This is a genomic window from Paraburkholderia sp. 2C (assembly GCF_054589215.1).
In genome coordinates this window covers 65937-91773 of sequence record NZ_BAAILL010000046.1, presented here as the reverse complement: position 1 = coordinate 91773, position 25837 = coordinate 65937, and the positions used below count along the sequence as shown (strand labels likewise).

Below are 25837 nucleotides of genomic sequence, written 5' to 3'. Positions count from 1 at the left end.
GGCTTTTCGCATGCCGCTTGCAGACGCAGCTGCGCGCCCGCGCCGCCCTTGCGCTTGCATGCGCCATTCAGTCGCGCATCAACAACACCGCGGCCTGCGCCTCGATCCCCTCGCCGCGCCCGAGATACCCAAGCTTCTCGTTGGTCTTTGCCTTCACGTTGACGCGTTCGAGCGGCAGCTTCAGATCCGCCGCGATATTCGCACGCATCGCATCGATATGCGGCGCGAGCTTCGGCGCCTGCGCGATCACCGTGCTGTCGACATTCGCGATCGAGAAGCCCGCGCGCGCGATGCGCGCCGCGCATTCGCGCAGCAGCACGCGGCTGTCGGCGCCGGCGAATTCCTTGTCGGTGTCGGGAAAGTGACGGCCGATGTCGCCGAGCGACGCGGCGCCGAACAGCGCATCGGTAATCGCATGCAGCAGCACGTCCGCATCCGAATGACCGAGCAGCCCCCGGTCGTAAGGCACTGTCACGCCGCCGATGATGAGCGGCCGGCCCGGCACGAGCGCATGCACGTCGTAGCCCTGTCCGATTCTGAAATTCATAGTGGGTCCGTTGTTCCTGGTCCGTTGTATTTATGAAGAAGCCGCGTTGAACGCGGCAGCCGGCCGACTCAGGATCGCGTCCGCAAGATCGAAGTCTTCCGGATAGGTGACCTTGAAGTTGCGCAGACTGCCCTGCACGAGCCGCGGCGCGTGGCCGATCCATTCGATCGCGCTCGCCTCGTCGGTCAGATCGTGGCCGTCCTGCTGCGCGCGCAAAATCGCCTCGCGCAGCATGCCGATGCGGAACATCTGTGGCGTCTGCGCCTGCCAGAGGCCGTCGCGGCCTTCGGTGCGCGCGATGCGGGTATCGGTGTCCGGCGCGATGCGCTTGAGCGTATCGGCAACCGGCAGCGCCATGATGCCGCCGATCGCATCGTCCTTCAGCGCATCGACGAGCGAGCGGATCAGCGCGGGCGTAATGCCGGGCCGCGCCGCGTCGTGCACGAGCACCCAGTCGTTATCGTGCGCGCCGAACTCGGCGAGCGCATGCAGCCCGTTCACTACCGACGCCTGCCGCGACGCGCCGCCGCAGCGCCGCACCGCAAAGCGCAGGCCGCTGAAACGGCGCGCGTCGAAATGCTGGTCGTTCGGCGCGAGCACGACAAGCGTCTGCGAAAACTCGCTGCACGCGTCGAACGCCGCGAGCGAGTAATGCAGCATGTCGCGTCCGGCGACGCTTCGGTATTGCTTGGGCATCGGCGCGCCGGAACGGCTGCCGGTGCCCGCACCGGGAATCAGGGCAAAGAGGCGGGGAGTCACAGAACGGACGCTGCGAAGTCAAAGTGAAGGTCGGATTTTATAATAGGTCCTTCGCTTGCACGTCCCGACACGCGTAAACTTGCCGTTTCTGTCGCGCTTTGGCCGACGCCTGTCCACAAGCCAGCACCGAATTTGCCCGAGTTTCAGCCCGAGTTTCAGCCCTATCAACGGCCATTCCTCCTCATTTATGCCCGACACCGCCGCATCCCCGTCGAATCCGCCGCAGCCGACTTCTCCGCAGGGGAATGCCGTCCAGCGATATGCCGCCCAGTGGCAGCCTCCTGTCGCACCCGTCAAAGCCGGCCAGCGTTTCGCGTTCGACGGCACCCAAGGCTCCGCCGACGCGCTGCTGATCGCCCGCTATCACCTCGCGTACAAGCCGCAATTGCCGCTCCTCGCCGTGGTCTGCGCGAGCGCGGTCGATGCGCAGCGCCTGTCGCAGGAGATTCCGTACTTCGCGCCGAACGCGCGCGTGCGGCTGCTGCCGGACTGGGAAACGCTTCCGTACGACACGTTTTCACCGCACCAGGATCTGGTTTCGGAACGGCTCGCGACGCTGCACGACCTCGGCGAGGGTCGCTGCGACATCCTGCTCGTGCCCGCCACCACCGCCCTCTACCGCATGCCGCCGGCGTCCTTCATGGCCGCTTACACGTTCGCGTTCGCCCAGGGCGAGCGTCTTGACGAAGCGAAACTGAAGTCGCAGCTCACCCTGGCCGGCTACGAGCACGTCAGCCAGGTCGTGCGCCCCGGCGAATACTGCGTGCGCGGCTCGCTCATCGATCTGTTTCCGATGGGTTCGCCGTTGCCGTACCGGCTCGATCTGTTCGACGATCAGGTCGATTCGATCCGCGCCTTCGATCCCGACACGCAACGCAGCCTCTACCCGGTGCGCGACGTGCGTTTGCTGCCAGGCCGCGAGTTTCCGTTCGACGAAGCGTCGCGCACCGCATTTCGCAGCCGCTGGCGCGAAGTGTTCGAGGGCGATCCGAGCCGCGCGTCGATCTACAAGGACATCGGCAACGGCGTGCCGTCGGCGGGCATCGAGTACTACCTGCCGCTCTTTTTCGAGGACACCGCCACCCTCTTCCACTATCTGCCCGACGGTTCGCATCTGGTGTTCACGGGCGACCTCGACGCGTCGATCAAGCGCTTCACCGCCGACACGAAACAGCGCTTCAACTTCCTCTCTCACGATCGCGACCGGCCGATTCTCGAGCCGCAGCGGCTCTTTCTGTCAGACGAAGATTTCTTTACGCTCGCCAAGCCGTTCGCGCGCCTCGTGCTGCCCGCGAAAGCCGAAGGCGGCTGGGCCGCGCCGCTGCCGAACCTCGCAATCGACCGTCACGCGGAAGACCCCGTCACCGCACTACGAGCGTATCTCGACACGACGCCGAACCGCGTGCTGTTCGCCATCGAATCGGCGGGCCGCCGCGAAACGATCGCGCAGCTGCTCGCGGAAAACGATCTGCGCGGCGGTTCGGCCGACAGTTTCGAAGCATGGCTCGCCGCCGACGCGCGTTTCGCGCTCGGCGTCGCGCCGCTCGCGAGCGGCTTTGCGTTGCCGGGCGAAGGCATCGCGATCATCACCGAAACCGAGCTGTACGGGCCGCTCGCGCGCCGCGCCGGACGCCGCCGCCAGGAGCAGGCGAGTAACGTCGACTCGATGGTGCGCGACCTGTCCGAGCTCAAGGTCGGCGATCCGGTCGTGCATGCGCAGCACGGCATCGGCCGCTACATGGGCCTCGTGACGATGGATCTCGGCGAAGGCGAAACCGAGTTCCTGCACCTCGAATATGCGGGCGAAAGCAAGCTCTACGTGCCGGTCGCCCAGTTGCATGTGATCTCGCGCTACAGCGGCGCGGATCCGGAAAGCGCGCCGCTGCATGCGTTGGGCTCGGGCCAGTGGGAAAAGGCCAAGCGCAAGGCCGCGCAGCAGATCCGCGATACGGCCGCCGAATTGCTGAATCTGTATGCGCGCCGCGCCGCACGCGAAGGCCACGCATTCAAGCTCGATCCGCGCGATTACGTAAAGTTCGCGGAAAGCTTCGGCTTCGAGGAAACGCCGGACCAGGCCGCGGCGATCGCGGCCGTGATCGGCGATATGACGAGCGGCAAGCCGATGGACCGGCTCGTGTGCGGCGACGTCGGTTTCGGCAAGACCGAAGTCGCGCTGCGCGCCGCCTTTATCGCCGTGATGGGCGGCAAACAGGTCGCGCTGCTGTCGCCTACCACGCTGCTGGCCGAACAGCACACGCAGACTTTCAGCGACCGCTTCTCCGACTGGCCCGTGCGTATCGCCGAACTGTCGCGCTTCAAAACCACCAAGGAAGTGAATGCGGCGATCCAGCAGATCAACGAAGGCAGTGTCGATATCGTAATCGGCACGCACAAGCTGCTCTCGTCGGACGTGCAGTTCAAGCGGCTCGGTCTTGTCATCATCGACGAAGAGCATCGGTTCGGTGTGCGCCAGAAGGAAGCGCTCAAGGCATTGCGCGCCGAAGTGGACGTGCTCACGCTAACCGCGACGCCGATTCCGCGTACGCTCGGCATGGCGCTCGAAGGCTTGCGCGATTTTTCGGTGATCGCCACGGCGCCGCGAAAGCGGCTGGCCATCAAAACCTTCGTGCGGCGCGAGGAAGACAGCGTGATTCGCGAGGCCATGCTGCGCGAGCTGAAGCGCGGCGGCCAGGTTTACTTTCTGCATAACGAAGTGGAAACGATCGAGAATCGCCGCGCGATGCTCGAGGCGCTCGTGCCCGAAGCGCGCATTGCGGTGGCGCACGGACAGATGCACGAGCGCGAACTCGAACGCGTGATGCGCGATTTCGTCGCGCAGCGCGCCAACGTGCTGTTATGTACGACGATCATCGAAACCGGCATCGACGTGCCGAGCGCCAATACGATTCTGATTCACCGCTCCGACAAGTTCGGCCTCGCGCAATTGCACCAGTTGCGCGGCCGCGTCGGCCGGTCGCATCACCAGGCCTATAGCTATCTGCTGGTGCACGATCCGCAGGGGCTCACGAAACAGGCGCAGCGGCGGCTCGAAGCGATTCAGCAGATGGAAGAACTCGGCGCGGGCTTCTACCTCGCGATGCACGACCTCGAGATTCGCGGCACCGGCGAAGTGCTCGGCGACAAGCAGTCGGGCGAGATTCACGAGATCGGTTTCCAGCTCTATACCGACATGCTCAACGATGCAGTCAAGGCGCTCAAGGACGGCAAGGAACCCGACCTCACTTCGCCGCTCGCGGCGACAACCGAAATCAATCTGCACGCGCCGGCGATTCTCCCCGCCGATTACTGCGGCGATGTGCAGGAACGCTTATCGCTGTACAAGCGTCTTGCCAATTGCGAACACAACGATTCGATCGACGGCATTCAGGAAGAACTGATCGACCGCTTCGGCAAAATGCCGCCGCAAGCGCATGCGCTCGTCGAAACGCATCGCCTGCGACTCGCCGCCCGGCCGCTCGGCATTTCGAAAATCGATGCGGGTGAAGCAGTGATCGCGCTGCAATTCATCCCGAATCCACCGGTCGACGCGATGCGCATCATCGAAATGGTTCAGAAGCACAAGCACATCAAGCTTGCCGGACAGGACAAGCTGCGCATCGAAACGCGCAGCCCCGATCTCGCGGTACGCGTTGCGACCGTCAAGGAGACATTGCGCGCGCTCGGTGCGCCGGCAAGAGGCGCGACAGGTCAGCGTGTGACAGCGCAGTGAAGCCGCGATGACAGACACATCCCGCAGCGGCAACCCCGCAAAGCGCGCGAGCGACGCGGCTCGAACTGCACGCGCCGCACGCACGCAGGACGCGCCCGATGCGCGCGACGTTCCCGACGTGCTTGATGCGCGCACGGCATCGATCGTCGATCTGCTCACGCAACTCGTGCGCATTCCGAGCCGCGGTGGAATCGATCCCGCGACGCCGATACTCGAGTGTATCGAGCAGTGGTTCGCGCGGCATGCGCCGACCGTGCCGCGCACCCGCCTCGTGTGCGCCGGGGGCGAACCGCTCGGTCTCTATGCGGAGGTTCGTGGAAGCGCCGCCATGCCGGGGCAGGCTCCGTCCCATTCATCGGATGAAACATCCGGACGCACATCGAGCAAAGCGCCGTTCTATGTGCTCAACGCAACCCTCGACACCGCCGGCTTCGGCGACGAAACCGTCTGGACTCAACCGCCGCTTGGCGCGCATATCGTCGATGGCTGGTTGTACGGCCGCGGCGCCGCCGACAGCAAATCAGGCGCTGCGCTGTTTGCGCATCTGCTGGTAGCGCTTTCACAACGCGCGACGGAATTCGCGGGCCGTGTCGGTCTGCTGCTCGACCTCGATGAACACACGGGCCGTTTCGGCGGCGCGCGGGCCTTCTTTGACAGGTTCGCCGACACCCCCAACGATACGACCGGCAAGCTTGACAGCGCTGCTAATCGAGAGACCGGAGAAGCCGGAGAGGCCGGAGAAAGCCGACCAGCCAGTCACGCCGGCACATCGCGCCCCGACGGCGTGCTGATCGGCTACCCGGGGCACGACCGCATAATGGCCGGCGCACGCGGCTTTGTGCGGGCCACGCTTGTCGTGCACGGCATCGCCGCGCATTCGGGCAGCGGCAGTTCGCGCGGCCTCAACGCGGCGGTGCGCGGCGGTGCGCTCGCCAATGCGCTGCACGATATGCCGCTGCCCCAGATCGACGACAAGACTTTTGACCGTCAGGCACAAGTGACCGTGACCGGCATCGAGGCGGGCGACGGCGGCTTCACCGCCGTACCCGATCGCTGCGAACTCAAGATCGATATCCGGCTCACACCCCGCTTCGACGCAAAGCACGCGCGCAGTCTGATCGAGGATGCGGTCCGCGCGCACGACATCGCCTATACCTCCAGTCCTGCAAATAAACTATTGACGGACATCGAATGGATCGACGGTTGGCCCGCTTATCGGGTGTCCGATACGCATCCGATGTTGAACGAATTGTGCAAAGCCGCACGGCGCATATTCGGCGCAGCGCCGCCATCTGCAGTGGCCGGCCCTTCGAATATCGGCAACTATCTCGCGTCGCTGTCCATTCCCGCGCTGTGCGGTTTCGGTCCGCGCGGCGAACAGCTGCACGCCAACGATGAGCGCGTCGAGCTGGCGAGCATCGCGCCCGTCTATCAAATCTACGAAAACGCGTTACACGCGCTATTGCGCCAATAACTACTGCCAATGCGAGACAAATGCAATTGCAAGCGCGCGCATAAGCGTTTTATGCTGCATTGCGCAAACGATTTAAGCGCCTTTTATGAACCCTTCAGCGCTTTGGCTTATTAAGGGTTTTTCGGTATGATCGGGCAGACAATCAAGCGGAGTCACGTCATGTCCCAGGTCGCTGAATCAGCAGCTCAGCCCTCAAAAACGTCTTCGCCATCCGCATCTGCCGTGTCAAACGTTTCCGCCAACGCCCCTTCCCCCGTTTCCTCCACGAGTCATTCGAGCACTGCTCCCGTTTCGCTTCCATGGATCGAGCGCCTCGTGGCATTCGATACGGTCAGCCGCAATCCGAATCTCGGCCTGATCGAAACGGTACGCGACGCATTGCGCAGCAAGGGCATCGAGGCCACGCTGACGCATGGAGAAGGACAAGGCGAAGGCGGCACATGGGCCAATCTGTTCGCGACGATTCCCGCGCACGACGGCGCAACACAGGGCGGCGTCGTATTGTCCGGACATACCGATGTCGTGCCCGTCGATGGCCAGAAGTGGGACAGCGATCCATTCAAGCCCGAAGTGCGCGACGGCAAGCTATACGGCCGCGGCACCTGCGATATGAAGGGTTTTATCGGTGCGGCGCTCACGCTCGTGCCCGAGATGCAAAGCACGAAACTCGCGCGGCCGATTCATCTCGCGCTGTCGTTCGGCGAAGAAGTCGGCTGCATCGGCGCCCCGTTGATGATCGAAGATCTGATCAAACGCGGCATCAAACCGGACGGCTGCATCGTCGGCGAACCGACGAGCATGCGGCCGATCATCGCGCATAAGGGCATCAACGTTTATCGATGCTGCGTGCGCGGTCAGGCCGCGCATTCGTCGCTCACGCCTGAAGGCGTCAACGCGATCGAATATGCGGCGCGGCTCATCTGCTATATCCGCGACATGGCCGATCAGTTTCGCGAGCAAGGGCCATTCGACGAACTCTACGACGTGCCGTTCACCACTGCGCAAACGAGCACGATCGAAGGCGGCAATGCAGTCAACACCGTGCCGGCCGAATGCCGCTTCGCATTCGAATTCCGCAATCTGCCCACGCTTGACCCTGAGCCGATCTTTGCGCGCATCGAGCAGTACGCGCGCGAAACGCTGCTGCCGAAAATGAAGCGCGAGCACGATGCGGCCGCGATCGAATTCACGAAGGTCGCTGCCGCGCCGGGGCTCGATGCGGCGGAGCAAACGGCCATCACACAACTCGTGCGCGCGCTCACCGCGAATCACGACAAGCGCAAGGTCGCCTACGGCACCGAGGCCGGACTTTTTTCGCGCGCCGGCATTCCGAGCATCGTCTGCGGGCCCGGCGATATCCAGCAGGCGCACAAGGCGAACGAATTCGTCGCCCTCGAACAGCTCGTGCAGTGCGAGCGCTTCCTCGCCAAGTTCATTCACAGCATGTCGGTCGACGCACACCCAAACTGAGTTTCAAAGCCGGCGCAATCATCCCCCACGAACGCAACCCACGTACGATCACGCCATGTCCACCGCCATCCAGCAGCACACCGACCACACGATCGACGGCGAGCCGATCCCGACGCTCGACGCGATCGCCTCGCAGCATTTTGCGTTGACGCCGTGGGTCGTGCGAACACCGGTGTTCGACCGGATGGACTTCCCGACGCTCGAAGGCACGCTCGTCAACTTCAAGTTCGAGCTGCTGCAGGCCGGCGGCAGCTTCAAGGCACGCGGCGCGTTTACCAATCTGCTCGCGCTCGACGAACCGCAGCGCAGCGCCGGCGTGACATGCGTGTCGGGCGGCAATCACGCGATCGCGGTCGCCTATGCGGCGATGCGGCTTGGCATTAGCGCGAAGGTGGTCGTGTTCCGCTCGGCGAATCCCGCACGCATCGCACTATGCCGGCAATTCCGCGCGGAAGTCGTGATCGCGGAAAACCCGGTCGAAGCCTTCGAAATCGTGCGCCGGATCGAAGCGGAAGAAGGCCGCTATTTCGTGCACCCGTTCAACGGCTATCGCACCGTGCTCGGCAGCGCGACGCTCGGCTACGAGTGGGCGACGCAAACGCCCGATCTCGATGCGGTGATCGTGCCGGTCGGCGGCGGCGGCCTCGCGGCCGGCGTATCGACTGCACTGCGCCTGGCGAATCCGCGCGTGCATGTGTTTGGCGTCGAGCCCGAAGGCGCCGACGTGATGAGCCGCAGCTTCGCCGCGAACCATACGGTGAAGATGGGCCATATGCATTCGATTGCCGATTCGCTGATGTCACCGCATACCGAGCAATACAGCTACGAGTTGTGCCGCCGGCATATCGACCGGCTCGTGACCGTCACCGACGATCAATTGCGCGCGGCGATGCTCACGTTGTTCTCGCAACTGAAACTCGCGGTCGAGCCGGCTTGCGCGGCGGCGACCGCAGCCCTGCTTGGCCCATTGCGCGAAACGCTGCAGGGCAAGCGCGTCGGCGTGCTGCTATGCGGCACCAATACCGATCCGCTCACGTTCGCGACGCATATCGAGCGCGCGCGTTCGCCACAGGTTTAGCAAGATGCAGCCGGGCACCGGCGAGGCCCGCGCAGCAAGGCTTGCACCAGGCGGGCCGCAAAAAAAACGTTCTACCCGCTGGCCGGATCGTTCGCTATCATGCGTGCATTGACCACCAGGAGAAATGCCTTATGAGCATGATCAAGGAATTCAAGGAATTCGCCCTTAAGGGCAACGTGATGGATCTGGCAGTCGGTGTGATTATCGGCGGCGCGTTTTCCACCATCGTCAATTCAGTGGTGAAAGACCTGATCATGCCTATCGTCGGCACGGCAACCGGCGGCCTCGATTTCTCGAATCTGTTCATTCTGCTCGGGCATATTCCCGAGAACTACAAGGGCAACCCCGGTTCGTATAAAGACTTGCAGACCGCGGGGGTCGCGGTGTTCGGCTACGGCGCATTCATTACGGCCGTGATCAACTTCGCGATTCTCGCGTTCATCATCTTTTTGATGGTCAAGTTCATCAACAACCTGCGCAAGCCGGCTGAAGCCGCCCCGCCGGCCGCGCCGCCCGAAGATACGCTGCTGTTGCGCGAGATCCGCGATTCGCTGAAGAATTCGCCGCGCTAACCGGCGTCAACGCACACGCCATAGCGGCGCACGTCAAGCGGCGGTCGCGCCGCCCGAGGCCTTTTGCGCCTTGGTATTTGCCGCGTTTTCAATCGCCTTTTCGAGCTGCATGAAGTTGACGGGCTTCGTCAGATGCGCGTTGAAGCCCGCATCGAGACTGCGCCGGATATCCTCGTCGGTGCCGAAGCCGGTCAGCGCGACGGCCGGCACGTCGGAGCGCTCGCGAAACGTGCGGATAAAGTCGATGCCCGTGCCATCGGGCAAGCCGACATCGCTCACGATCAGATCGAACGATGCGTCGAGTGTCGCCGCAAGCGCATCGGCCACACGGCCCACCACCGTCACTTCGTGTCCGAGCGTACGGATCAGCTGCGCCATGACTTCGGCCGTATCTTCATGGTCTTCGATCATCAGTATCGACAGCGCGCCGGCCGGATGACGGGTCGATGCGTCCGCAACGACCGGCGTTTCCGTCGGCGCTTCGGCCGTCGGCAAGGTGATCGTGAAGGTCGCGCCGCAATGCGCGCCGGGGCTATAGGCGGTGACCGTGCCGCCATGCGCATCGGTCAGCGCCTTGGTAATCGCAAGCCCGAGCCCCAGTCCGCCGAATTGCCGCGACATATTCTGGCTGCCCTGCTCGAACGCATTGAAGAGCTTGCCGATCTGCTCGGGCTCGATACCGACGCCCGTGTCTTCGACTGAAATCTGCACATGCATGCGCTCGTCGCGCGTGCGCACATAAATGTGCCCGCCGTCCGGCGTAAACTTCGCCGCATTGCGGATCAGGTTCCATAGCATCTGCTGCAGCCGCGCGCGGTCGCCGAGCACATAGTGATGGTGGGCCGCCTTGTCGACATGCACGTCCTGCTGCTTGACCTGGATCTCGCTGCGAAAGAGCTCGAGCACGCTGTCTATGACCTCGTGCACGTCGACCGTTTCGTGCGACAAACGCAGCTTGCCGTTCGCCACGCGCGTCAGATCGAGCAGGTCGTCGATCAGCCGCGCTTCGAGTTCGACGTTGCGGCGAATCATCGCGATGCCCGAGCGCGCCGCTTCGGGCAGCCCCGGAATCATCTCGACCATGCGCGCACCGGCCAGCACCGGCGTCAGCGGCGTGCGCAACTCGTGCGACAGCATCGCGAGAAAGCGGTCCTTCGCGCGGTTCGCTTCTTCGGCCGCCTGACGCGCGGTCTGCTCCGACTCGAGCAGCCGTTCGCGCTCCTCGATCGCCTCGCGCTGCGAATGGATGTCCGTGCAACTGCCGAACCATTTGCTGACCGTGCCGTCGGCATCGCGCATCGCGACGATGCGCGTATCGAACCAGCGATAGACGCCGTCGTGGCGGCGGATGCGCAGCTCGTGCCGGTACTCGGACGTGCCGCTGCGCACGGTCTTCAACCACGTGCGGCGCACTTCCTCGCGATCGTCGGCATGCACGGCGTCGAGCCATGCAAGGCCGAGCGAGGCCGCGCTTTCGAGCCCCGTGTAATCGACCCACTGCTTCGATACGAAGTCGCACGCGCCGCTCGCGTTGCATGTCAGCACAAGGTGCGGCAGCGCTTCGGAAAGCGTGCGGTAATGCTGCTCGCGGTCGCGCAGCATCAGCGCCTCGGCCGATGCACGCTGCAGTCGCACTTGCGACAGCACGCGCTCGACCGCTTCGGGCAGATAGTCGAGATAGTCGCCGGCCTTCGGCACGACGTCGGACACACCGGAGCGCAATGCCTCGATCACGCGCGATTCGTCGGTAAAGCCGGTCACGAGAATGGCGGGCACGCGCACGCCTTCGCTGCGCAGCCGCCGGAAGAAGTCGAGCCCCGTCTCCGCGCCGGTCAGCTGATAGTCGAGCACGAGCAGGTCCGGCTCGCTCTCGGCAATGCGCGCGCGCGCCGCAGCGACGCCCGCGCACAATGCGACCTTGCAGCCCGCGCGCTCGAGCGATTTGCGCGCAAGCCGCAGGATGCCCTCGTCGTCGTCGACGACGAGCACATGAGCCGCAGGTAGCGTGGATCCTTCTTGTGTCATGCTGTTTCTTCGTTGTCTCTGCTGTCGATGACCAATAACCGCACCGTCACCTCCCCCTCGCGCATCGTCATGCGCTATGGCGTGCGCCCCATCACGCGACGATCATCCGGTGGCCGGGCGGCAGTTTAACCACTTGCAGAAAGAACCCGAGCCGGCGCACCGCCTCGATAAACGCGTCGTACTCGACGGGCTTCGTGATGTACACGTTGCAGCCGAGTTCGTAGCACCGTTCGATTTCGCGCGGATCGTCGGTGGTCGTTAGCACGATGACCGGCATCGCCGCCGTCGCGGGCGACTCCTTGAGCCGCCGCAGCACCTCGAAGCCGTCGACGCGCGGCATCTTGAGGTCGAGCAGCACGACGTAGTTCGTCAGATCGTCGCGCGGCGGATACTTGCCCGCCTTCTCGCCGAGCGGCCGGTCGCCGAAGAAATAGTCGAGCGCCTGCTGACCATCGGCAAATCTTACGAAACCATTCGATATGCCGGCCCGGCGCAAGTTGCGCTCGACGAGCGTCGCGTGCCCGTCGTCATCTTCGACGAGCACGATGCCCACCGTCTTGCCCACTGCTGCCGAACCTGTCATGTTTTCTCCGTCTACCGCATGCATCGCTGCCCCCGCCGCTGTTTTTGACAATCGTGCTGATCGAGCACGCTGATCCAGCGCGCTCAACAGTCCCGTTTGCGGTCCCGTTTACAGTCCCGTTTGTCAACCGTGTTGCCGATTTCGTTAGCGACTTCACCCCGACTACCGCGCCTTTGAGCTTACTGCGTGCGTACCGGCTGATCCGGCAGCACGACGAAAAACGTCGACCCCGCCCCTTCCGCCGATTCGACCCAGACCCGTCCGCCGTGCCGCTCCACCGTGCGCCGCACGAGCGCGAGGCCGATGCCGTCGCCCTTCGATATATCGCCATGCAGCCGCTGGAACGCGCGAAACATCTTCGGCATATAGGCGGCCGGAATGCCGAGGCCATTGTCTCGCACATAGAAGGTTCGCGTCGTCGGCGCTTGCGGGTCGGCTTCGTCCTCCGGTTCGGCGGGGAGCGCGCCCACCTCGATGCGGCCCGGCCGGCCCGGATCGAGGAAGTTCAGCGCATTGCTGATCAGGTTGCTGAACACCTGCTCGATCGCGGCCGGATCGCCCCACGCGGTCGGCAAGTCGCGCACGGTGACTATCGCGAACCGTTCGTTAATCTGCGCCTCCAGCGCATCGACCGCGCGTGCGACCACGCGGCCGACGCTGACGCGCTGCCATTGATACTCGAGCCGGCCGGCACGCGAGATACGCAACAGCGCGTCGATGATCGCCGCCGCGCGTGTGACCGACGAGCGCAGAAACTGCAGCGACTCGCGCATATCGCCATCGAGCACGCGCGCGAGGCGCCGCTCTTCGACATCGGGCAGCTTCGCCGCATCGATCGTTGCGCGCACATCGTCGCAGGACACCTGCAATTCCTTCGAAAAGCCCTGCAGGTTCACGAGCGGCGAACGCAGATCGTGCGACACGCTGTAGATGAACATCTCGTTGTCCTGCGTCTCCTGGCGCAGCGCCTCGTTGACGCCGGCGAGCTCGGCCGCGCGCGCTTCGAGCCGCTTTTGCAACGTGACCTGCTCGTGCTCGGCGACGCGCAGACGGGCACTCGTCTGGTGCAGCGCGCGATCGAGCGCCGCGATTTCGTCGTTGCCGGCAAGCGGCGCGCTCAACGGCTGACCGTTGCCGAGACGCTCGGCGTTATCGGTCAGCACTTCGAGACGGCGGCCGATGTTGCGCGCGAACACGAGCGCCGTGATCCCCCAGATCACCATCGAGCCGACCACCGCGGCGATCAGCGCATATTGCTGGCGCGCACGCGTTTGCATGACCGACGCGCTGCGCGTGGCATCGAGACGCGACGCTTCGGCGATAAAGGCATCGAGCTCGTTGCGCACGATGCCGAGCTGCGCGGGCATCGCGTTCGCTTCGAGCGAAACGTAGGCCTTGGTGCTGCCGCCTTCGCGCAGCGTGTCCGCGGCATCGACCGCCTGCGCGTGGTAACGGTCGATCGCGTCGCGCATCGTACGCACGCGCGCGGCCTGCTGCGGCGTATCGCCCACGAGCTGATCGAGATGCATGAGCCGGTCCGACAGATCGACCCACGCCGCATGACGCTCGATAAACGCCGGGTCGCCGACGATCAGCCCGGTCCGCACGCGTGCAGCCTGGCGCAAGAGCGGGTCTTCGAGCGCGGAGGCCTGATAGAGAATCTGCTTGCTATTCGCGGCCGACTGCACCGCGAGCGCGGTCTGCTCCTGCGTATCGAACACCACCCCGAGCAGCGCGAGCTCGACGACGCTCGGCAATGCGATCAGCAGCAAACCCTTTGTGAATAGTTTCATATTCGCCTGGCAAACAATCCGGCCGCAGATCCAGCCGCAAACAGACGTTCCAGCCGCAACGATACCCGGTGCGATCGATCGACGACACAGACCGACCGAACAAGCGACACGACAAGCGGCAAGACGACGAGCGGCACAATGAGCAGCGAACCGGGCAGCGAACACAGCGCGAAGACGAGGCATCAGGACATGCACGGGTAGGCAACCACAACGACCTCAGGTAGCCTCAAAACCGGGCAGCACCGGCGCGACGAGCGCTGCGCGGCTGGAATCAAGCCATTATCGACGTGAATGGTCGAGATTTCAACGCGGCCCGGCGCTGCGGCATGGCGCATGCGAAGCAATGTGGCATGCCGCGCGGCGATTTATAGTGGAGAAGTGCTGGCGCACACAAAAATGCCTTTTTTATCGGTGACGGAATCAATCGCGTGGCCCATGCGTCTATGATGGAGACAGATGCACAAAAAGCGAAAGCGCACGGCGACACGATTCAGCATGTTCCGCACGGGCCGGTGTGAGACGGAACAATGTCGAATCACCGTGAATCCGGCATTTTCGTATGCTATAAAAGATCGACGTGCGGCGCGCGAAGCCGGGAGTGGTCGCATGAGGACGCTGCGTTTCTTGCAATTCTTTTTCAGGCGAATTTTTATGTCCTTCCCGAAAAAGCGTAGACGCGCGAAGGTGGACGGCGACGAGTCGTTCCTCGCGGTACTACGTCATTTCAAGGCATTCGGCCAGCTCGATACGAAAATCGCGCGCGCCCGAGCGCAGGACGAGCCGGTGCTCTATGCCCATGTGCTGCCGGGGCTCGACGTGTTGCTATGCTGCGTACGGGGTGCCCAGCCGCCGTATCCGGCCACGGCCGAGTTGCGCCGCCGCTGCATCGAATCGATTGCGAACGCACTGGAGCAACCGCTCGACGGGCTCGAGAACGGCGGCTACTGGTACGAGGCCGATGGCTTCGGCTTCCTCGTGTTCGCAAGCCGCGCGCGTGCGCGCATTCTGCCGGAGTTCGGCGCAACGCGGGCAGCCGCGGGGGCGCGACGCATGCGGCGTCAGGACGCCGGCGACGCAACGCCGCGGTCGCTGCGCTAGGCTTCACCGGTCATCGTTCGTTCACATGCAGAAAGAAGGCCGCGCCCATGCGCGGCCTTCTTCGTTTTTGCGGAAATGCACTTCATCGCCACTGCGTGCAGTCTCGTTAGGCAAAGTACTTCGCGGCCCGTATCGTCGATGACCTGCACGACAGCAATGCTCATCGAGATTTGATCTTTGCGCGTGACCGATACGCGACACAGGTCAGCTTCCCTTGTACTCGGCGGCCTGATCGGGCGTCGACGTTTTCGGAGCCTGCCTTGCAGGCGCGTTCGCCGGGGCGTGAGCAGGCGGCTTCCCACGCGTCGATGGCGTGTCCGATGCGGGCGTATTGTCCGGCGTCAGCAACGGCGCCTTCGGCTGCTGCTTCTGCCCCGGCGGCGGTGCGACAGGCTTCGTGCCGACCTTCGCAAGCAGTTCCTGGCAAGGCAAAGGCTTGTTGTTGCTCGGCGCGATCAGCGGGATCAGCGCGGCGAACGGATTGATGAGACCGAGTCCGACCGCCGCGCCGCCGCGCAACGCGAGCGCCGCCGCGTTCACGCCGACATGCGGGTTCTTGAAGGTCCCCTTCGCGTAGAGCGGCGAGCGCAGCGAAAAGACGCGGAAGCCCTTCGTATGCGGATGCACGCCGAGATCGAGCGTCTCGTCGCGCAGATTGATGTTGCCGTCGATGTTGATCACCGCATCGGTCGTATCGAGTGCGAAGACACGCGAGTCGAGCACGCCGTCGGTCACGACGAAGTCCGCCGCCGCGCAGTTGATCCTCACATCGTTTTTGCCGAAGAGTTTTTCGTATATCACATTCGCCACATTGAGCCCGGCTGCTTCCATCAGGAGGCGGCTTACCGTGCCGTCCGTGACGAGCAGTTTCACTTCGCCGTTCGACGTCGCCGCGAGCGCCGCCGGCGAATTGCCCGTTGCCGACAAGGCCGCGTCGCCGTTGATCTCGCCCAGCGCGCTTTGCATCGTTCCGGCTTTCGGGAACAACTGCTTGAGCTTGACATGGCGCGCCGAGGTCGAGAAACGTCCCTTGAGCGGGGTGCCGCTGCCGTCCAGCTTGATATTCGACGCAAGCGATCCGCCCGCGACGCCGAACTTCAGCGGCTCGAGCGTGAGCACGCCGTCCTTCATCACGACATGCGTGTAAAGGTCCGTGATCGGCAGGCTCGGATCCTTGATGATGCGCCGGCCCGTGAACTTGACGTCCGCATCGATCGCCTTCCAGCGGTCCGTCCTGAACGGTTCGACGGGCAGCACCTTGTCCGACGGCTGCCGGACCGCCTCGCCGCGTTTGGCCTTGCTCGCGTTGCTATCCGCGCCGATGATCGGCGCGAGGTCCGCGAAGCGCAGTTCGTTCGACACCAGTTCGCCCTGCAGCAACGGACGCGGCTCGCGGCCGACATACGTCAATGTGCCGTTCAGATCGCTGCCGCCGACCCGGCCTGTAAAATTTTCATACGTGAATACGTTTCCACTGTCCTTGAAGTGGCCGGTCAGATGGCCTTCGGTCGCGTACGGCGGCGTCTCGGGCAACGTGATGCCCGTGAACCCGTACAGCCGGTCGAGGCTCGTGCCGCGCAGCCACAGGCGCAAATCGACCGCGGCCAGATGCATCGGATCGGTAATCGTGCCGACGAGCGCGACATGCAGGTCGCCCGCGCGCACATCGGCCTGGATCGGGAACGGGCGATCGGGGTCCTGCAGCGCGAGCACGCCGCCGACCTTGCCATTGCCCGATACCGGCTGCCGGTTATACGTGCCCTTGACGGTCCAGCCGATCGCGTACGGCGCGATCACCTGGCGTCGCGGTCCTGCCACGGGGGGCGCGCTTGCGCCGCTAGCAGCGTGTTGACCGCGTGCCCCGCTCGCCACCACGGCTGCGTTACCCGACGCGTCGGACGCACGGGTTGCGCTCGCCGCACTGCCCGCGCCCGGCGCGGCGACGACGGTCGACGCACCCGACGCCGCCGCGCCCGAGGCCCCATGCGCGGGCTCGATGGCGGCCGAGGTGCCCGACGCAGTGGAGGCAGCCGCCGCCTCGGCCGTTTTCGCCTGCCTGGCGAACTGGTTCGCGCCGGCTCGCCCGACCTGCTGCGCCGACTCGGCGCGCGACTTGTCCTGTTGCTGCTGCAGCGCCTCGCCGATCGGAATCGGCTTGCCCAAGGTATCGACGACCACCTGCATATCGACCTTCTTCTGCTGGTCGCTGACCGCGATATGCCCTTTGTCGAACTCGATGTCGTGCAGATCGAGCTTCCATTCCGATGGGCTTGCCGACTGCTTGAACTTGAACGTCCAGTTATTGCGCCCGTCGACGAGCCGCTCCACATCGATCGACGGGTTCACGAGGTGGATCGCCGGAATCACGATGTCATGCGCGATCAGCGGCAGCACCTTCACCTGGAAGTCGATCTCGTCGAGCGTCGCGAAGTGCGGCTGCTTCGTCCAGTCGGGATTCGCAATCGTAATGTTGGCCGCGGAAAAACGCGGCCACGGCACCCAGGCGCGCCAGCCCGTCTCGCCGACCGGATGCCGCCATCCGACCTTCAGATCGCCTTCGATCGCAAACGGCCGGCCAATTGCTTCGCTAACCTTTTCATTGACCCACGGGCGCGCGCGATTCCAGTCGAACGTCAGAATGAAGACGACCAGTATCGCGATCAGGATCGCAAGCACAGCGATACACCATGCGACGATCTTGCCGATGCGTCGCGTGAGCGACGGGTGGGTCTTCTGCGAGACATTCATTAGGCCTAGGCTCCGGTCTTATTCCCTGCGCCCGACTGGTCAGCAGATGGCGTGCCCGGTTTGCTCGTACGCGCCGCGCGGCTTAACATGACAGGCGCGCCGCCGCCGCGTTGTGCGATGCAATGCAAGGCCATACGATGCGATGCCATGCGATGCGATAGAGCGGCGCAATCTTCCCACATACGAACATGATGACGGCTACTCCTCTCGTGCAGGCCGACGGCATCGTGCGCCGCGACGCAATGCACGGCACGACCCTGTTGCAGCCAACCGACTTCGCGCTCGACAGCGGCGATCGCGTCGCGATCACCGGGCCGTCCGGCTCGGGCAAAAGCGTGCTGCTGCGCGCGCTCGCGCTGCTCGATCCGCTTGACGCCGGCCAGGTGCGCTGGCGTGGCAAGAGCGTGTCGCGCGCGGCGATTCCGCGCTATCGCCGCGCGGTCGCTTATATCCGCCAACGCCCCGCGCTGCTCGACGGCAGCGTCGAAGACAATCTGCGCTATCCGTTCTCGCTGTCCGTCTATCGCGATGCGCGCTTCGACCGCGGCTACGCCGAAGCGCTCGCGACACGCGCTGGCCGCGGCACGGGCTTTCTCGAGCGTCAGGCGAGCGAACTGTCGGGCGGCGAAGCGCAGATCGTCGCGCTGATCCGCGTGTTGCAACTCGTACCCGACGTGCTGCTGCTCGACGAGCCGAGCGCCTCGCTCGACCCCGAGTCGACGGTTGCGTGCGAAGCGCTGATCAACGCGTGGTTCGACGATGCCGCCACACCGCGCGCGTGGGTCTGGGTTTCGCACGATGCGACGCAGGCCGCGCGCGTCGGCAAGCGGCAGCTGACGATGCGCGCGGGCGTGCTGAGCGAACCCGCGGCGGGCTTGCCCGAAACGCATCATGACAGCGCACAGAGCGCGGGCGGCGGCGCACAAGGCCGCGCACCAGCCGACCTCAAGACCAGCAAGGAATCGACGCGATGACATTGCAAGACCTGAGCCTGTGGCAAGTCGGCATCGCCGCGCTGCTGATCGTCGTCAACGGCGCGCTGTCGCTGCTGCTCAAGCTCGATCTCGAACGCAAGCTCGCATGGGCGGCCGCACGCACCATCGTCCAGTTGCTCGCGGTCGGCTATGTGCTCGGCTGGGTGTTCAGCCACGCGCACTGGTATTTCGTGCTGCCGCTGATGATCGTGATGACGCTGATTGCCGGCTTCGCGGGCGCCGGGCGCGGCAAACGGACCTACGCGGGCCAGCGCGCCGACAGCATTCTGTCGATCTGGGCCGGCTCGTGGCTCGTCGCGGCCGTCGGCCTGTTTGTCGTGATCCGCATCCATCCGTGGTACGAACCGCAATACGCGATCCCCATTCTCGGCATGATCCTCGGCAATGCGCTGACGGGCGTATCGCTCGGTATCGAGCGGATGACCGAGGAACTGACCGCGCGGCGCGACCGCGTCGACATGGCGCTCGCGCTCGGCGCGACGCGTTGGGAAGCCGCGCAGGGACCGGCGCGCGACGCCGTGCGCGCCGGCATGATTCCGACGCTCAATCAGATGACGGTAGTCGGCGTGGTCAGCCTGCCCGGCATGATGACGGGCCAGGTGCTCGCCGGCCAGTCGCCGCTGCAGGCGGTTCGCTATCAGATCGTCATCATGTTCCTGATCGCGGCCGCGTCGGCGCTCGCCACGGTCGGCGCGGTGCTGCTCACGTACCGCAAGCTGTTTTCGGCCGAGCACCGGTTTCTCGCGGCGCGGCTGATCGAGCGGACCCGATAAAGCCACTCCGCTCAACGCTTCGCGCTCACCGCGACCTGCGAGCCATCGCTCAGCGTCAAGGTCTTGGTGCTGCCGTTGGTCGGCATCGTGAAGCGCAGGACCTGACTCACCGCTGTGTAGTTCGGACATTTGAGCGTCTTGCCCCCACTCGTCACGTCCTTCGTCCCGTGCGGCGTCTGTGCCTGGAAGCTCAGCTGCACCGTCGCCGTGCCGTCTTTCGCGACGACCGGCGCGAAGCGGATCTGCGTCTGGCGGATCATCGCGCCATTCGAATCGACAGGTAACGAAGCGTAGTTCGGGCACTCGCTCGTCGCCGGCACCGGGCCGCCGGGCGGCACGGTCTTCCACGTGAAGTCGTCGGACTCGCCGGAGCGGATTGTGCGCGTTTCCTGCGAATTGCCGAACTGCTTCGACGTGACCTTTACCGTGTAGCGGATCGGCCCATCGGTCGCCGCTTTCGACGTGACCGTGATCGGCGTCGCGGCGAAGCCGACCGCGGGTAACACAGCAGGCAAGAAGACGGCCAGCGCGGCAAGCGGACCGGCAAATGCGGCAGCAACAGAAACGGCGGAGAAGCTCAAGCTGATACGCATGCTTTTGCTCATAGGTCACCTCGTTGTTGTGCTGGCGGGCGGTCGTACCTCATGCAAACGCCCTGCCAGTCAGTCTAACGCGGTGCGCCGTGCGTGCGTGCATCGTCCGGATCGGGTATTACCCCGCTTGCCGCGCGCGGATCAGCTCGCGCCGTGGCTCAGAAGCCTGTCAGCACGAGCTTGCCGATCGCGCGTCCTTCTTCGAGCATCTGATGCGCGCGGCGCAGATTCTCCGCATTGATGCGGCCGAGATCCTCGCCGACCGTCGTGCGCAGCGTACCCGCGTCGACCAGCCGCGCGACCTCGGTCAGGAGCTTGTGCTGCTCGATCATGTCGGGTGTGCCGAACATCGCGCGCGTGAACATGAACTCCCAATGAAACGCCGCGCTCTTCGCCTTCAGCAGCTCGACGGGCACGGGCCGTTCGTTCTCGACAATCGTGCAGATTCCGCCTTGCGGCTTGACGACCTCGGCGGCGGCCGGGAAATGCCGGTCGGTATCGTTGAACATCAGCACATAGTCGACTTGAGGAATACCGAGCGCTTTCAACTGCGCGGGCATATCGCCGAAATGGTCGACGATATGATCGGCGCCCAGTTCTTTCGCCCACTTCGCCGACGCCGGCCGCGACGCGGTCGCGATCACCGTGAGCTTCGCCAGCTGTTTGGCGAGCTGGATGCCGATCGAGCCGACCCCGCCCGCGCCGCCGATGATCAGCACGGTGCGGCCTTCGTCGGCGCCTTGCGGCGACACATGCAGGCGCGCGAACAGCGCTTCCCACGCGGTGATCGCCGTAAGCGGCAAGGCGGCCGCGTGCGTGAAATCGAGCGACGCGGGCTTGCGTCCGACGATCCGTTCGTCGACGAGATGAAACTCGCTGTTCGCGCCGGGGCGCGTGATGCTGCCCGCATAGAACACCGGATCGCCGACCTTGAACAGCGTGACGTCCGGGCCAACCGCGGCGACCGTGCCCGCCGCATCCCAGCCGAGCACGCGCGGCGTTTTTTCGATCGTATCTTTAGGCGCGCGCACCTTGTAGTCGACGGGGTTCACCGAGATCGCCTCGACCTTCACAAGCAGGTCGCGGCCGGCCGGCGCCGGCTTGTCGAGGTCGACATCGATCAGCGCTTCGGGGTCGCTGATCGGCAAATAGCGATAAAGGCCTACGGCTTTCATGAGGGTTCCTTTTCAGTGATCGTCGGGTTTTGCGGTTGATGGGGTTGGCGACTGCGTGAATACATCGTAGTCGCCCGCCGCCTTGCCGAAAACAGCGATAATCACTGAAACATTTTCAGGAATTTCCGAAAAATGACCCTGGTCGTCCCCGCGCCCGCTCCGCGCGACAGGCTCGATCTGCTCGACGTCGCATTGTTCGTGCGCGCCGCGTTGCTGGCAAACGTATCGGCGGCCGGCCGCGAATTCGGGCTCTCGCCGGCGGTGGCGAGCGCGCGGATCGCGAATCTCGAACACGAACTCGGCGCGCGCCTGCTGCATCGGACCACGCGCCGCATCAGCCTCACGCAGGATGGCGAAGTGTTTATGAGCCGCGCGCAGCCGCTGCTCGAAGCGGCCGCGGCGGCCCGCGCATCGGTCGGACGCGCGCAGGCCGAGCCGCAGGGACGTCTGCGCGTATCGATGCCGTCGTCGTTCGGCCGGCAGCATGTGTCGCCGGCGATCGCCACATTTCTACGGCGCTATCCGGGAGTCAGCGTCGACTTGCGGCTGACCGATCACATCGTCGATCTCGTCGACGGCGGCGTCGATCTCGCGATCCGCATCGGCGCGCTGAAAGATTCGTCGCTCGTCGCGCGGCGGCTCGCGACGAACCGGCGCGTGCTGTGTTGCGCGCCCGCTTATCTCGCCGAGCACGGTACGCCGCATCATCCGTCGGACCTGGCCGCGCACGAATGCATCGTGCTGGCGGACCAGCGCGACTGGTCGTTCGTGACACCCGCGGGTCCCGTCAATGTGCGCGTCGAAGGTAGGCTCGCCACCGACAATGGGGAAGTGATTCGCGACGCGCTGCTCGACGGCTTCGGCATCGCGCTGAAGTCGACGTGGGACGTCGCGCCGTATCTGAAAAGCGGCGCGCTCGTCACGGTGCTCGACAGCTATCCGCTTGCGGAGACCGTCGCGATCTGGGCCGTCTATCCGAGCCGCGCATTCGTGCCGCCAAAGACGCTCGCGTTTATCGATTTTCTGGCCGAACGCTTCGGCGACCCGCCGTATTGGGACAAGCCGTATTGGGGCAAGCCGTATTGGGACGAGCCGTATCGGAACAAGCCGTAATCCGGCAGCCGCGACGCGATGGCGAGTCAGTGCTTGCGCGTGCCCTTGCCTTGCGAATTGCGGTTCGCATGCCCGTCGTTCTGCGTGCGCTCCTGATAGTCGTCGCCGCCGCGCCGGTCGGTGTCTTCAAGACCCTGCTCGACGTCGCGATGCGCCTGCTTGCCGATGCCGCGCGCGTCATCCTCATGCTGCGATTCGGGGCTCTGATCCGTCTCGTGCGGCAAGGGCGCCGACGCTTCGTGCGACGCGTGCTGCTGTCCTGCATGCTGCTTGTCGCGCTCGACCGGCGGCTTCTGGTCGCCGGTTGCGCGTTCAGTTGAAGTCTTCATGGTCAGGTTCTCCGTCTGGTTTCGGGTTTCACTCGATAGAGAGCGGACAGCGGTAATCGGATGGGATAACCGCTACCCGCGCTCGCTCTCGAGGCGTTTTCTCATCGCCGCCGTGATGCGCTGCCGCGTCTTCGCATAAGCGGCCCACGGGTCCTCGCGCAACGACTGCAAGCGCTCGTGCAGATTCGCGATATTCCACTGGTTGCCGGCCGTCGTCTCGGGCACTTCGTCCCATGTGAGCGGCACTGACACGCCGAGACCCGGCCGCGCGCGCGCCGAGTATGCGGCGACCGTGCTCGAGCCGCGGTTGTTGCGCAGGTAGTCCACGAAAATCTTGCCCTTGCGGTTCTGCGCGCCCATCTTCGCCGCGAAATTCCTCGGCAGCGTCGTCGCCATATGCTGCGCGACGGCCTGCGAAAACGCCTTCACCTCGTCCCACCCCTCGTGCTTCGTGAGCGGCACCACGACATGCAGGCCCTTGCCGCCGCTGGTTTTGCAGAACGACACCAGGCCGAGTTCGTCGAGCAGCGTATGTGTCAGTTGCGCGGCTTCGATCATGCGCTCCCAGCCGAGCGCCGGGTCCGGGTCGAGATCGAATACGACGCGATCGGGCTTCTCGATGTTCGACGCCAGCGCATTCCATGTATGCAGTTCGATCGTGCCCATCTGGGCCGCGCCGACCAGCGCCGTCGCGCTTTCGATCGTGATCAGCGACGGGTGTCCGGGGTCGAGCCCCGGGTGCTGCGTGATGTTCGGGATCGACAGCTTTTCCGCATGCTTCTGGAAAAACAGCTCGCCGCCGATGTCCTCGGGCGCGCGCACGAGCGACACGGGGCGATCGCGCAGATGCGGCAGCATCCAGTCGGCCACCGATTCGTAGTAGTGCACGAGATCGATCTTGCGCGTGTCGGTGTGCCTGTCGATCACGCGGTCGGGATGCGAAATGCGCACGCCCGCCACGGTCTGCGTGGCAGCGCCCTTCGTTTTCGATGTGCCGCGCGGTGCGGCAGCCGGCGCCGGCTCGTCGCCGTCCTCACTCTTCGCGGTCTTGCGTGAGGACGACGCCTTGCCTGCCCGTTGCGCGGCCGCCGTGCCGTTGACGTCGTCTTCCAGCGCAGCCTGCGATTTCGCCGCCCGCGCCTTCGTGCGCGATGCGGCTCGCGTGGCGGCCCTTTCTTCGTCACTGGTCTGTTGCACGTCAGCTCCTTTGCGCGGCGCTTCGATCACGATCTGCCGCGCGGGTTTATCGCTGCGCAGGCTGATAAACGACGCCTGGCGAACGATGCCTTCATCGGTCAATTCGGCGAAATTGCACTCGGCAACCAGCTCGGGCTTGACCCAGTGCACCGGCGTGCGGCTGCGTTCGCTGGGCACGCTCGCGAACGGCATCTTCGACGTTTCGCGCGCGTCGAGCTCTTTTTTCACGGCGCGCAGCCGCTTCGCATCGAAGCCCGTGCCGACGCGGCCCGCGTAGCGCAGCTTGCCGTCCTCGTCGTAGACGCCGAGCAGGAGCGCGCCGAAGTCCGCGCGGCTGCCGCCTGGCTCCGTATAGCCGCCGATCACGAATTCCTGGCGCCGCCGGCATTTGAGCTTGATCCACGCCGACGAACGGCCCGACGTATAACGGCTGTCGCGGCGTTTGCCGATGATCCCTTCGAGCGACATCTCGCAGGCGCTTTTCTGCAGTGCTTTGGCGTCGGTGCCGAAGTCGGCCGAATAGCGCAACACGTCGTCGTCGAGCGGTTCGATCAGCGCGCGCAGCAAGGCGCGCCGCTGTTCGAGCGGCACGTCGCGCAGGTCGTAGCCGTTCAGATAGGGCACGTCGAACAGGTACACCGTGATGTCGCGTTCGCGATGCGTATCGAACGCGTTTTGCAGCGCCTGAAAGCTCGGAACGCCGCGCGCGTCGAGCACCACGGCTTCGCCGTCGAGCCACGCGCTGTCCACGCCGATCTTCGCGAGCGCCCGCGCCTGCTTGCTGAACTTCTCTGTCCAGTCGTTGCCCGCGCGCGTGAAGATGCGCACCGGGTCCTTCGCGTGGCGATGATCGATGCGCGCGAGCACGCGGTAGCCGTCGAGCTTGATCTCGTAGATCCACGCGTCGCCGGCTGGCGGCGTGTCGACGAGCGTGGCGAGCTCCGGTTTCATGGCGGCCGGCAGCGAGGCCTTTTTCGCGCCTTCGATTGCGGGCGTTCCGGCAAGCTCGCGCAGCGACTCGCTGCTGCGTGTCGCCACGATGTCGGGGTGTCCGCCGCGCGTTGCGGCACTCGAGCGGCGCGTCGTTTTCGGCTGCGCGAGCGCGGTGGCGCCGGTGGTCGCGGCAGCTGCGCGGCGCGAGGGCTTGCCATCACTGGCGGCGCCGTCGCTGTGTCCGCGCGCGCCCGGCGCATCGGACAGCACGCTGCCCGGATACGCATCGAGCACGTCGAATTCGCTTTCGCTGTGGGCTTCGCCGTCGCGTTCCTTGATCAGCAGCCACTGCTCCTTGTCGCCACTGCCGCGCATATGGCTGCGCACAAGCGTCCAGCTGCCATGCAGCTTGGCGCCGTGCAGCTGGAACTTGAGCTTGCCGGCTTCGTATGCGGCGCGCGCCGCGTCTTCGCCGCCGACGGGCTCCCACGTGCCGCGGTCCCAGACGATAACGTCGCCCGCGCCGTAATGGCCTTCCGGAATCGTGCCCTCGAACGATCCATAGTCGAGCGGATGATCTTCGACGTGCACGGCGAGACGCTTTACCGACGGATCGAGGCTCGGCCCTTTCGGCACCGCCCACGATTTCAGCGTGCCGTCGAGTTCGAGCCGGAAGTCGTAGTGAAGACGCCGCGCATCGTGCTCCTGAATGACGAAGGCGAGCGCATGTGCCGATTTGCGCGCCGCGCGCGCGCCGCGGCTGCCGGCTCTGCGCCGCGCGCTCGCACCGGACGGTTCGGGTGTTTCATCGAAGCGCCGTTTGCGCTGATAGGTCTCGAGTTTGTCGGCCAT

Annotated in this window: 19 protein-coding genes; 9 read left to right on the top strand and 10 right to left on the bottom strand. The window is 64.8% G+C overall.

Annotated elements, in window-relative coordinates:
- Positions 1-67: 67 nt before the first annotated feature.
- Positions 68-547, bottom strand: coding sequence for a 2-C-methyl-D-erythritol 2,4-cyclodiphosphate synthase (gene ispF / locus ACYPXD_RS24070; RefSeq protein WP_459716947.1), 480 nt, complete (start codon positions 545-547; stop codon positions 68-70).
- Positions 548-577: 30 nt separating this feature from the next.
- A complete protein-coding gene (gene ispD, locus ACYPXD_RS24065) occupies positions 578-1306 on the bottom strand; it encodes a 2-C-methyl-D-erythritol 4-phosphate cytidylyltransferase (protein ID WP_459716945.1) in 729 nt (242 codons plus the stop codon).
- 187 nt (positions 1307-1493) lie between these two features.
- On the opposite strand from ispD, the gene mfd reads away from it, so the two are divergent.
- The 5 genes from mfd to mscL all read left to right on the top strand — a co-directional run bounded on the left by mfd (position 1494) and on the right by mscL (position 9630).
- A complete protein-coding gene (gene mfd, locus ACYPXD_RS24060; protein ID WP_459716943.1) occupies positions 1494-5036 on the top strand; it encodes a transcription-repair coupling factor in 3543 nt (1180 codons plus the stop codon).
- Positions 5037-5043: 7 nt separating this feature from the next.
- Positions 5044-6510 (top strand): M20 family metallopeptidase, encoded by a 1467-nt coding sequence (locus tag ACYPXD_RS24055; protein ID WP_459716940.1) that lies wholly within the window; start codon positions 5044-5046, stop codon positions 6508-6510.
- A gap of 159 nt (positions 6511-6669) precedes the next feature.
- Positions 6670-7980: an acetylornithine deacetylase gene (gene argE, locus ACYPXD_RS24050; protein ID WP_459716938.1), complete on the top strand. Its 1311-nt coding sequence runs from the start codon at positions 6670-6672 to the stop codon at positions 7978-7980.
- A 55-nt stretch (positions 7981-8035) separates the two neighbouring features.
- Complete coding sequence (locus tag ACYPXD_RS24045) at positions 8036-9058, top strand: threonine/serine dehydratase (protein ID WP_459716935.1); 1023 nt, start codon at positions 8036-8038, stop codon at positions 9056-9058.
- A gap of 131 nt (positions 9059-9189) precedes the next feature.
- Positions 9190-9630 (top strand): large conductance mechanosensitive channel protein MscL, encoded by a 441-nt coding sequence (gene mscL / locus ACYPXD_RS24040; RefSeq protein ID WP_459716933.1) that lies wholly within the window; start codon positions 9190-9192, stop codon positions 9628-9630.
- Between the two features lie 33 nt (positions 9631-9663).
- On the opposite strand, the gene ACYPXD_RS24035 is transcribed toward mscL, so the two are convergent.
- The 3 genes from ACYPXD_RS24035 to ACYPXD_RS24025 all read right to left on the bottom strand — a co-directional run bounded on the left by ACYPXD_RS24035 (position 9664) and on the right by ACYPXD_RS24025 (position 14031).
- Positions 9664-11655, bottom strand: coding sequence for a hybrid sensor histidine kinase/response regulator (locus tag ACYPXD_RS24035; protein WP_459716930.1), 1992 nt, complete (start codon positions 11653-11655; stop codon positions 9664-9666).
- 91 nt (positions 11656-11746) lie between these two features.
- Complete coding sequence (locus tag ACYPXD_RS24030; protein WP_459716926.1) at positions 11747-12238, bottom strand: response regulator; 492 nt, start codon at positions 12236-12238, stop codon at positions 11747-11749.
- 179 nt (positions 12239-12417) lie between these two features.
- Positions 12418-14031, bottom strand: coding sequence for a sensor histidine kinase (locus ACYPXD_RS24025; RefSeq protein WP_459716922.1), 1614 nt, complete (start codon positions 14029-14031; stop codon positions 12418-12420).
- 606 nt (positions 14032-14637) lie between these two features.
- On the opposite strand from ACYPXD_RS24025, the gene ACYPXD_RS24020 reads away from it, so the two are divergent.
- Positions 14638-15129: a hypothetical protein gene (locus ACYPXD_RS24020; protein WP_075157283.1), complete on the top strand. Its 492-nt coding sequence runs from the start codon at positions 14638-14640 to the stop codon at positions 15127-15129.
- A gap of 204 nt (positions 15130-15333) precedes the next feature.
- On the opposite strand, the gene ACYPXD_RS24015 is transcribed toward ACYPXD_RS24020, so the two are convergent.
- Positions 15334-17877, bottom strand: coding sequence for an AsmA family protein (locus tag ACYPXD_RS24015; protein WP_459716918.1), 2544 nt, complete (start codon positions 17875-17877; stop codon positions 15334-15336).
- Positions 17878-18068: 191 nt separating this feature from the next.
- Between ACYPXD_RS24015 and ACYPXD_RS24010 the strand changes: the two genes are divergently transcribed.
- Together ACYPXD_RS24010 and ACYPXD_RS24005 are read left to right on the top strand one after the other, a co-directional pair.
- On the top strand, positions 18069-18851 hold the full coding sequence (locus tag ACYPXD_RS24010; RefSeq protein ID WP_459716915.1) for an ABC transporter ATP-binding protein: 783 nt from the start codon (positions 18069-18071) through the stop codon (positions 18849-18851).
- Positions 18848-19645 carry an ABC transporter permease gene (locus ACYPXD_RS24005; RefSeq protein ID WP_459716911.1) on the top strand — a complete coding sequence of 266 codons (798 nt, stop codon included), beginning with the start codon at positions 18848-18850 and terminating at the stop codon, positions 19643-19645. Before ACYPXD_RS24010 ends, ACYPXD_RS24005 begins: the two co-directional genes overlap by 4 nt.
- An 11-nt stretch (positions 19646-19656) precedes the next feature.
- Here ACYPXD_RS24005 and ACYPXD_RS24000 read toward each other — a convergent pair whose 3' ends face one another.
- On the bottom strand, positions 19657-20238 hold the full coding sequence (locus ACYPXD_RS24000) for a DUF6013 family protein (protein ID WP_459717064.1): 582 nt from the start codon (positions 20236-20238) through the stop codon (positions 19657-19659).
- 158 nt (positions 20239-20396) lie between these two features.
- On the bottom strand, positions 20397-21413 hold the full coding sequence (locus ACYPXD_RS23995; protein WP_459716909.1) for a zinc-binding alcohol dehydrogenase family protein: 1017 nt from the start codon (positions 21411-21413) through the stop codon (positions 20397-20399).
- A 132-nt stretch (positions 21414-21545) separates the two neighbouring features.
- Between ACYPXD_RS23995 and ACYPXD_RS23990 the strand changes: the two genes are divergently transcribed.
- On the top strand, positions 21546-22526 hold the full coding sequence (locus ACYPXD_RS23990) for a LysR family transcriptional regulator (protein WP_459716906.1): 981 nt from the start codon (positions 21546-21548) through the stop codon (positions 22524-22526).
- Between the two features lie 26 nt (positions 22527-22552).
- On the opposite strand, the gene ACYPXD_RS23985 is transcribed toward ACYPXD_RS23990, so the two are convergent.
- Together ACYPXD_RS23985 and ligD are read right to left on the bottom strand one after the other, a co-directional pair.
- Positions 22553-22855, bottom strand: a complete 303-nt coding sequence (locus ACYPXD_RS23985; RefSeq protein ID WP_459716903.1) for a hypothetical protein — start codon at positions 22853-22855, stop codon at positions 22553-22555.
- Positions 22856-22927: 72 nt separating this feature from the next.
- Positions 22928-25837, bottom strand: a complete 2910-nt coding sequence (gene ligD, locus ACYPXD_RS23980; protein ID WP_459716900.1) for a DNA ligase D — start codon at positions 25835-25837, stop codon at positions 22928-22930.

Bases quoted from the DNA above. Each gene is read 5' to 3' on its own strand.
- ispF (WP_459716947.1), bottom strand. From the start codon at position 547: ATGAATTTCAGAATCGGACAGGGCTACGACGTGCATGCGCTCGTGCCG.
- ACYPXD_RS23995 (WP_459716909.1), bottom strand. From the start codon at position 21,413: ATGAAAGCCGTAGGCCTTTATCGCTATTTGCCGATCAGCGACCCCGAA.
- ACYPXD_RS24030 (WP_459716926.1), bottom strand. From the start codon at position 12,238: ATGACAGGTTCGGCAGCAGTGGGCAAGACGGTGGGCATCGTGCTCGTC.
- ACYPXD_RS23990 (WP_459716906.1), top strand. From the start codon at position 21,546: ATGACCCTGGTCGTCCCCGCGCCCGCTCCGCGCGACAGGCTCGATCTG.
- ACYPXD_RS24015 (WP_459716918.1), bottom strand. From the start codon at position 17,877: ATGAATGTCTCGCAGAAGACCCACCCGTCGCTCACGCGACGCATCGGC.
- ACYPXD_RS24035 (WP_459716930.1), bottom strand. From the start codon at position 11,655: ATGACACAAGAAGGATCCACGCTACCTGCGGCTCATGTGCTCGTCGTC.
- ACYPXD_RS24025 (WP_459716922.1), bottom strand. From the start codon at position 14,031: ATGAAACTATTCACAAAGGGTTTGCTGCTGATCGCATTGCCGAGCGTC.
- ACYPXD_RS23985 (WP_459716903.1), bottom strand. From the start codon at position 22,855: ATGAAGACTTCAACTGAACGCGCAACCGGCGACCAGAAGCCGCCGGTC.
- mscL (WP_459716933.1), top strand. From the start codon at position 9,190: ATGAGCATGATCAAGGAATTCAAGGAATTCGCCCTTAAGGGCAACGTG.
- ACYPXD_RS24010 (WP_459716915.1), top strand. From the start codon at position 18,069: ATGACGGCTACTCCTCTCGTGCAGGCCGACGGCATCGTGCGCCGCGAC.
- ACYPXD_RS24020 (WP_075157283.1), top strand. From the start codon at position 14,638: ATGAGGACGCTGCGTTTCTTGCAATTCTTTTTCAGGCGAATTTTTATG.
- ACYPXD_RS24055 (WP_459716940.1), top strand. From the start codon at position 5,044: ATGACAGACACATCCCGCAGCGGCAACCCCGCAAAGCGCGCGAGCGAC.
- mfd (WP_459716943.1), top strand. From the start codon at position 1,494: ATGCCCGACACCGCCGCATCCCCGTCGAATCCGCCGCAGCCGACTTCT.
- ACYPXD_RS24000 (WP_459717064.1), bottom strand. From the start codon at position 20,238: ATGCGTATCAGCTTGAGCTTCTCCGCCGTTTCTGTTGCTGCCGCATTT.
- argE (WP_459716938.1), top strand. From the start codon at position 6,670: ATGTCCCAGGTCGCTGAATCAGCAGCTCAGCCCTCAAAAACGTCTTCG.
- ACYPXD_RS24045 (WP_459716935.1), top strand. From the start codon at position 8,036: ATGTCCACCGCCATCCAGCAGCACACCGACCACACGATCGACGGCGAG.
- ligD (WP_459716900.1), bottom strand. From the start codon at position 25,837: ATGGCCGACAAACTCGAGACCTATCAGCGCAAACGGCGCTTCGATGAA.
- ACYPXD_RS24005 (WP_459716911.1), top strand. From the start codon at position 18,848: ATGACATTGCAAGACCTGAGCCTGTGGCAAGTCGGCATCGCCGCGCTG.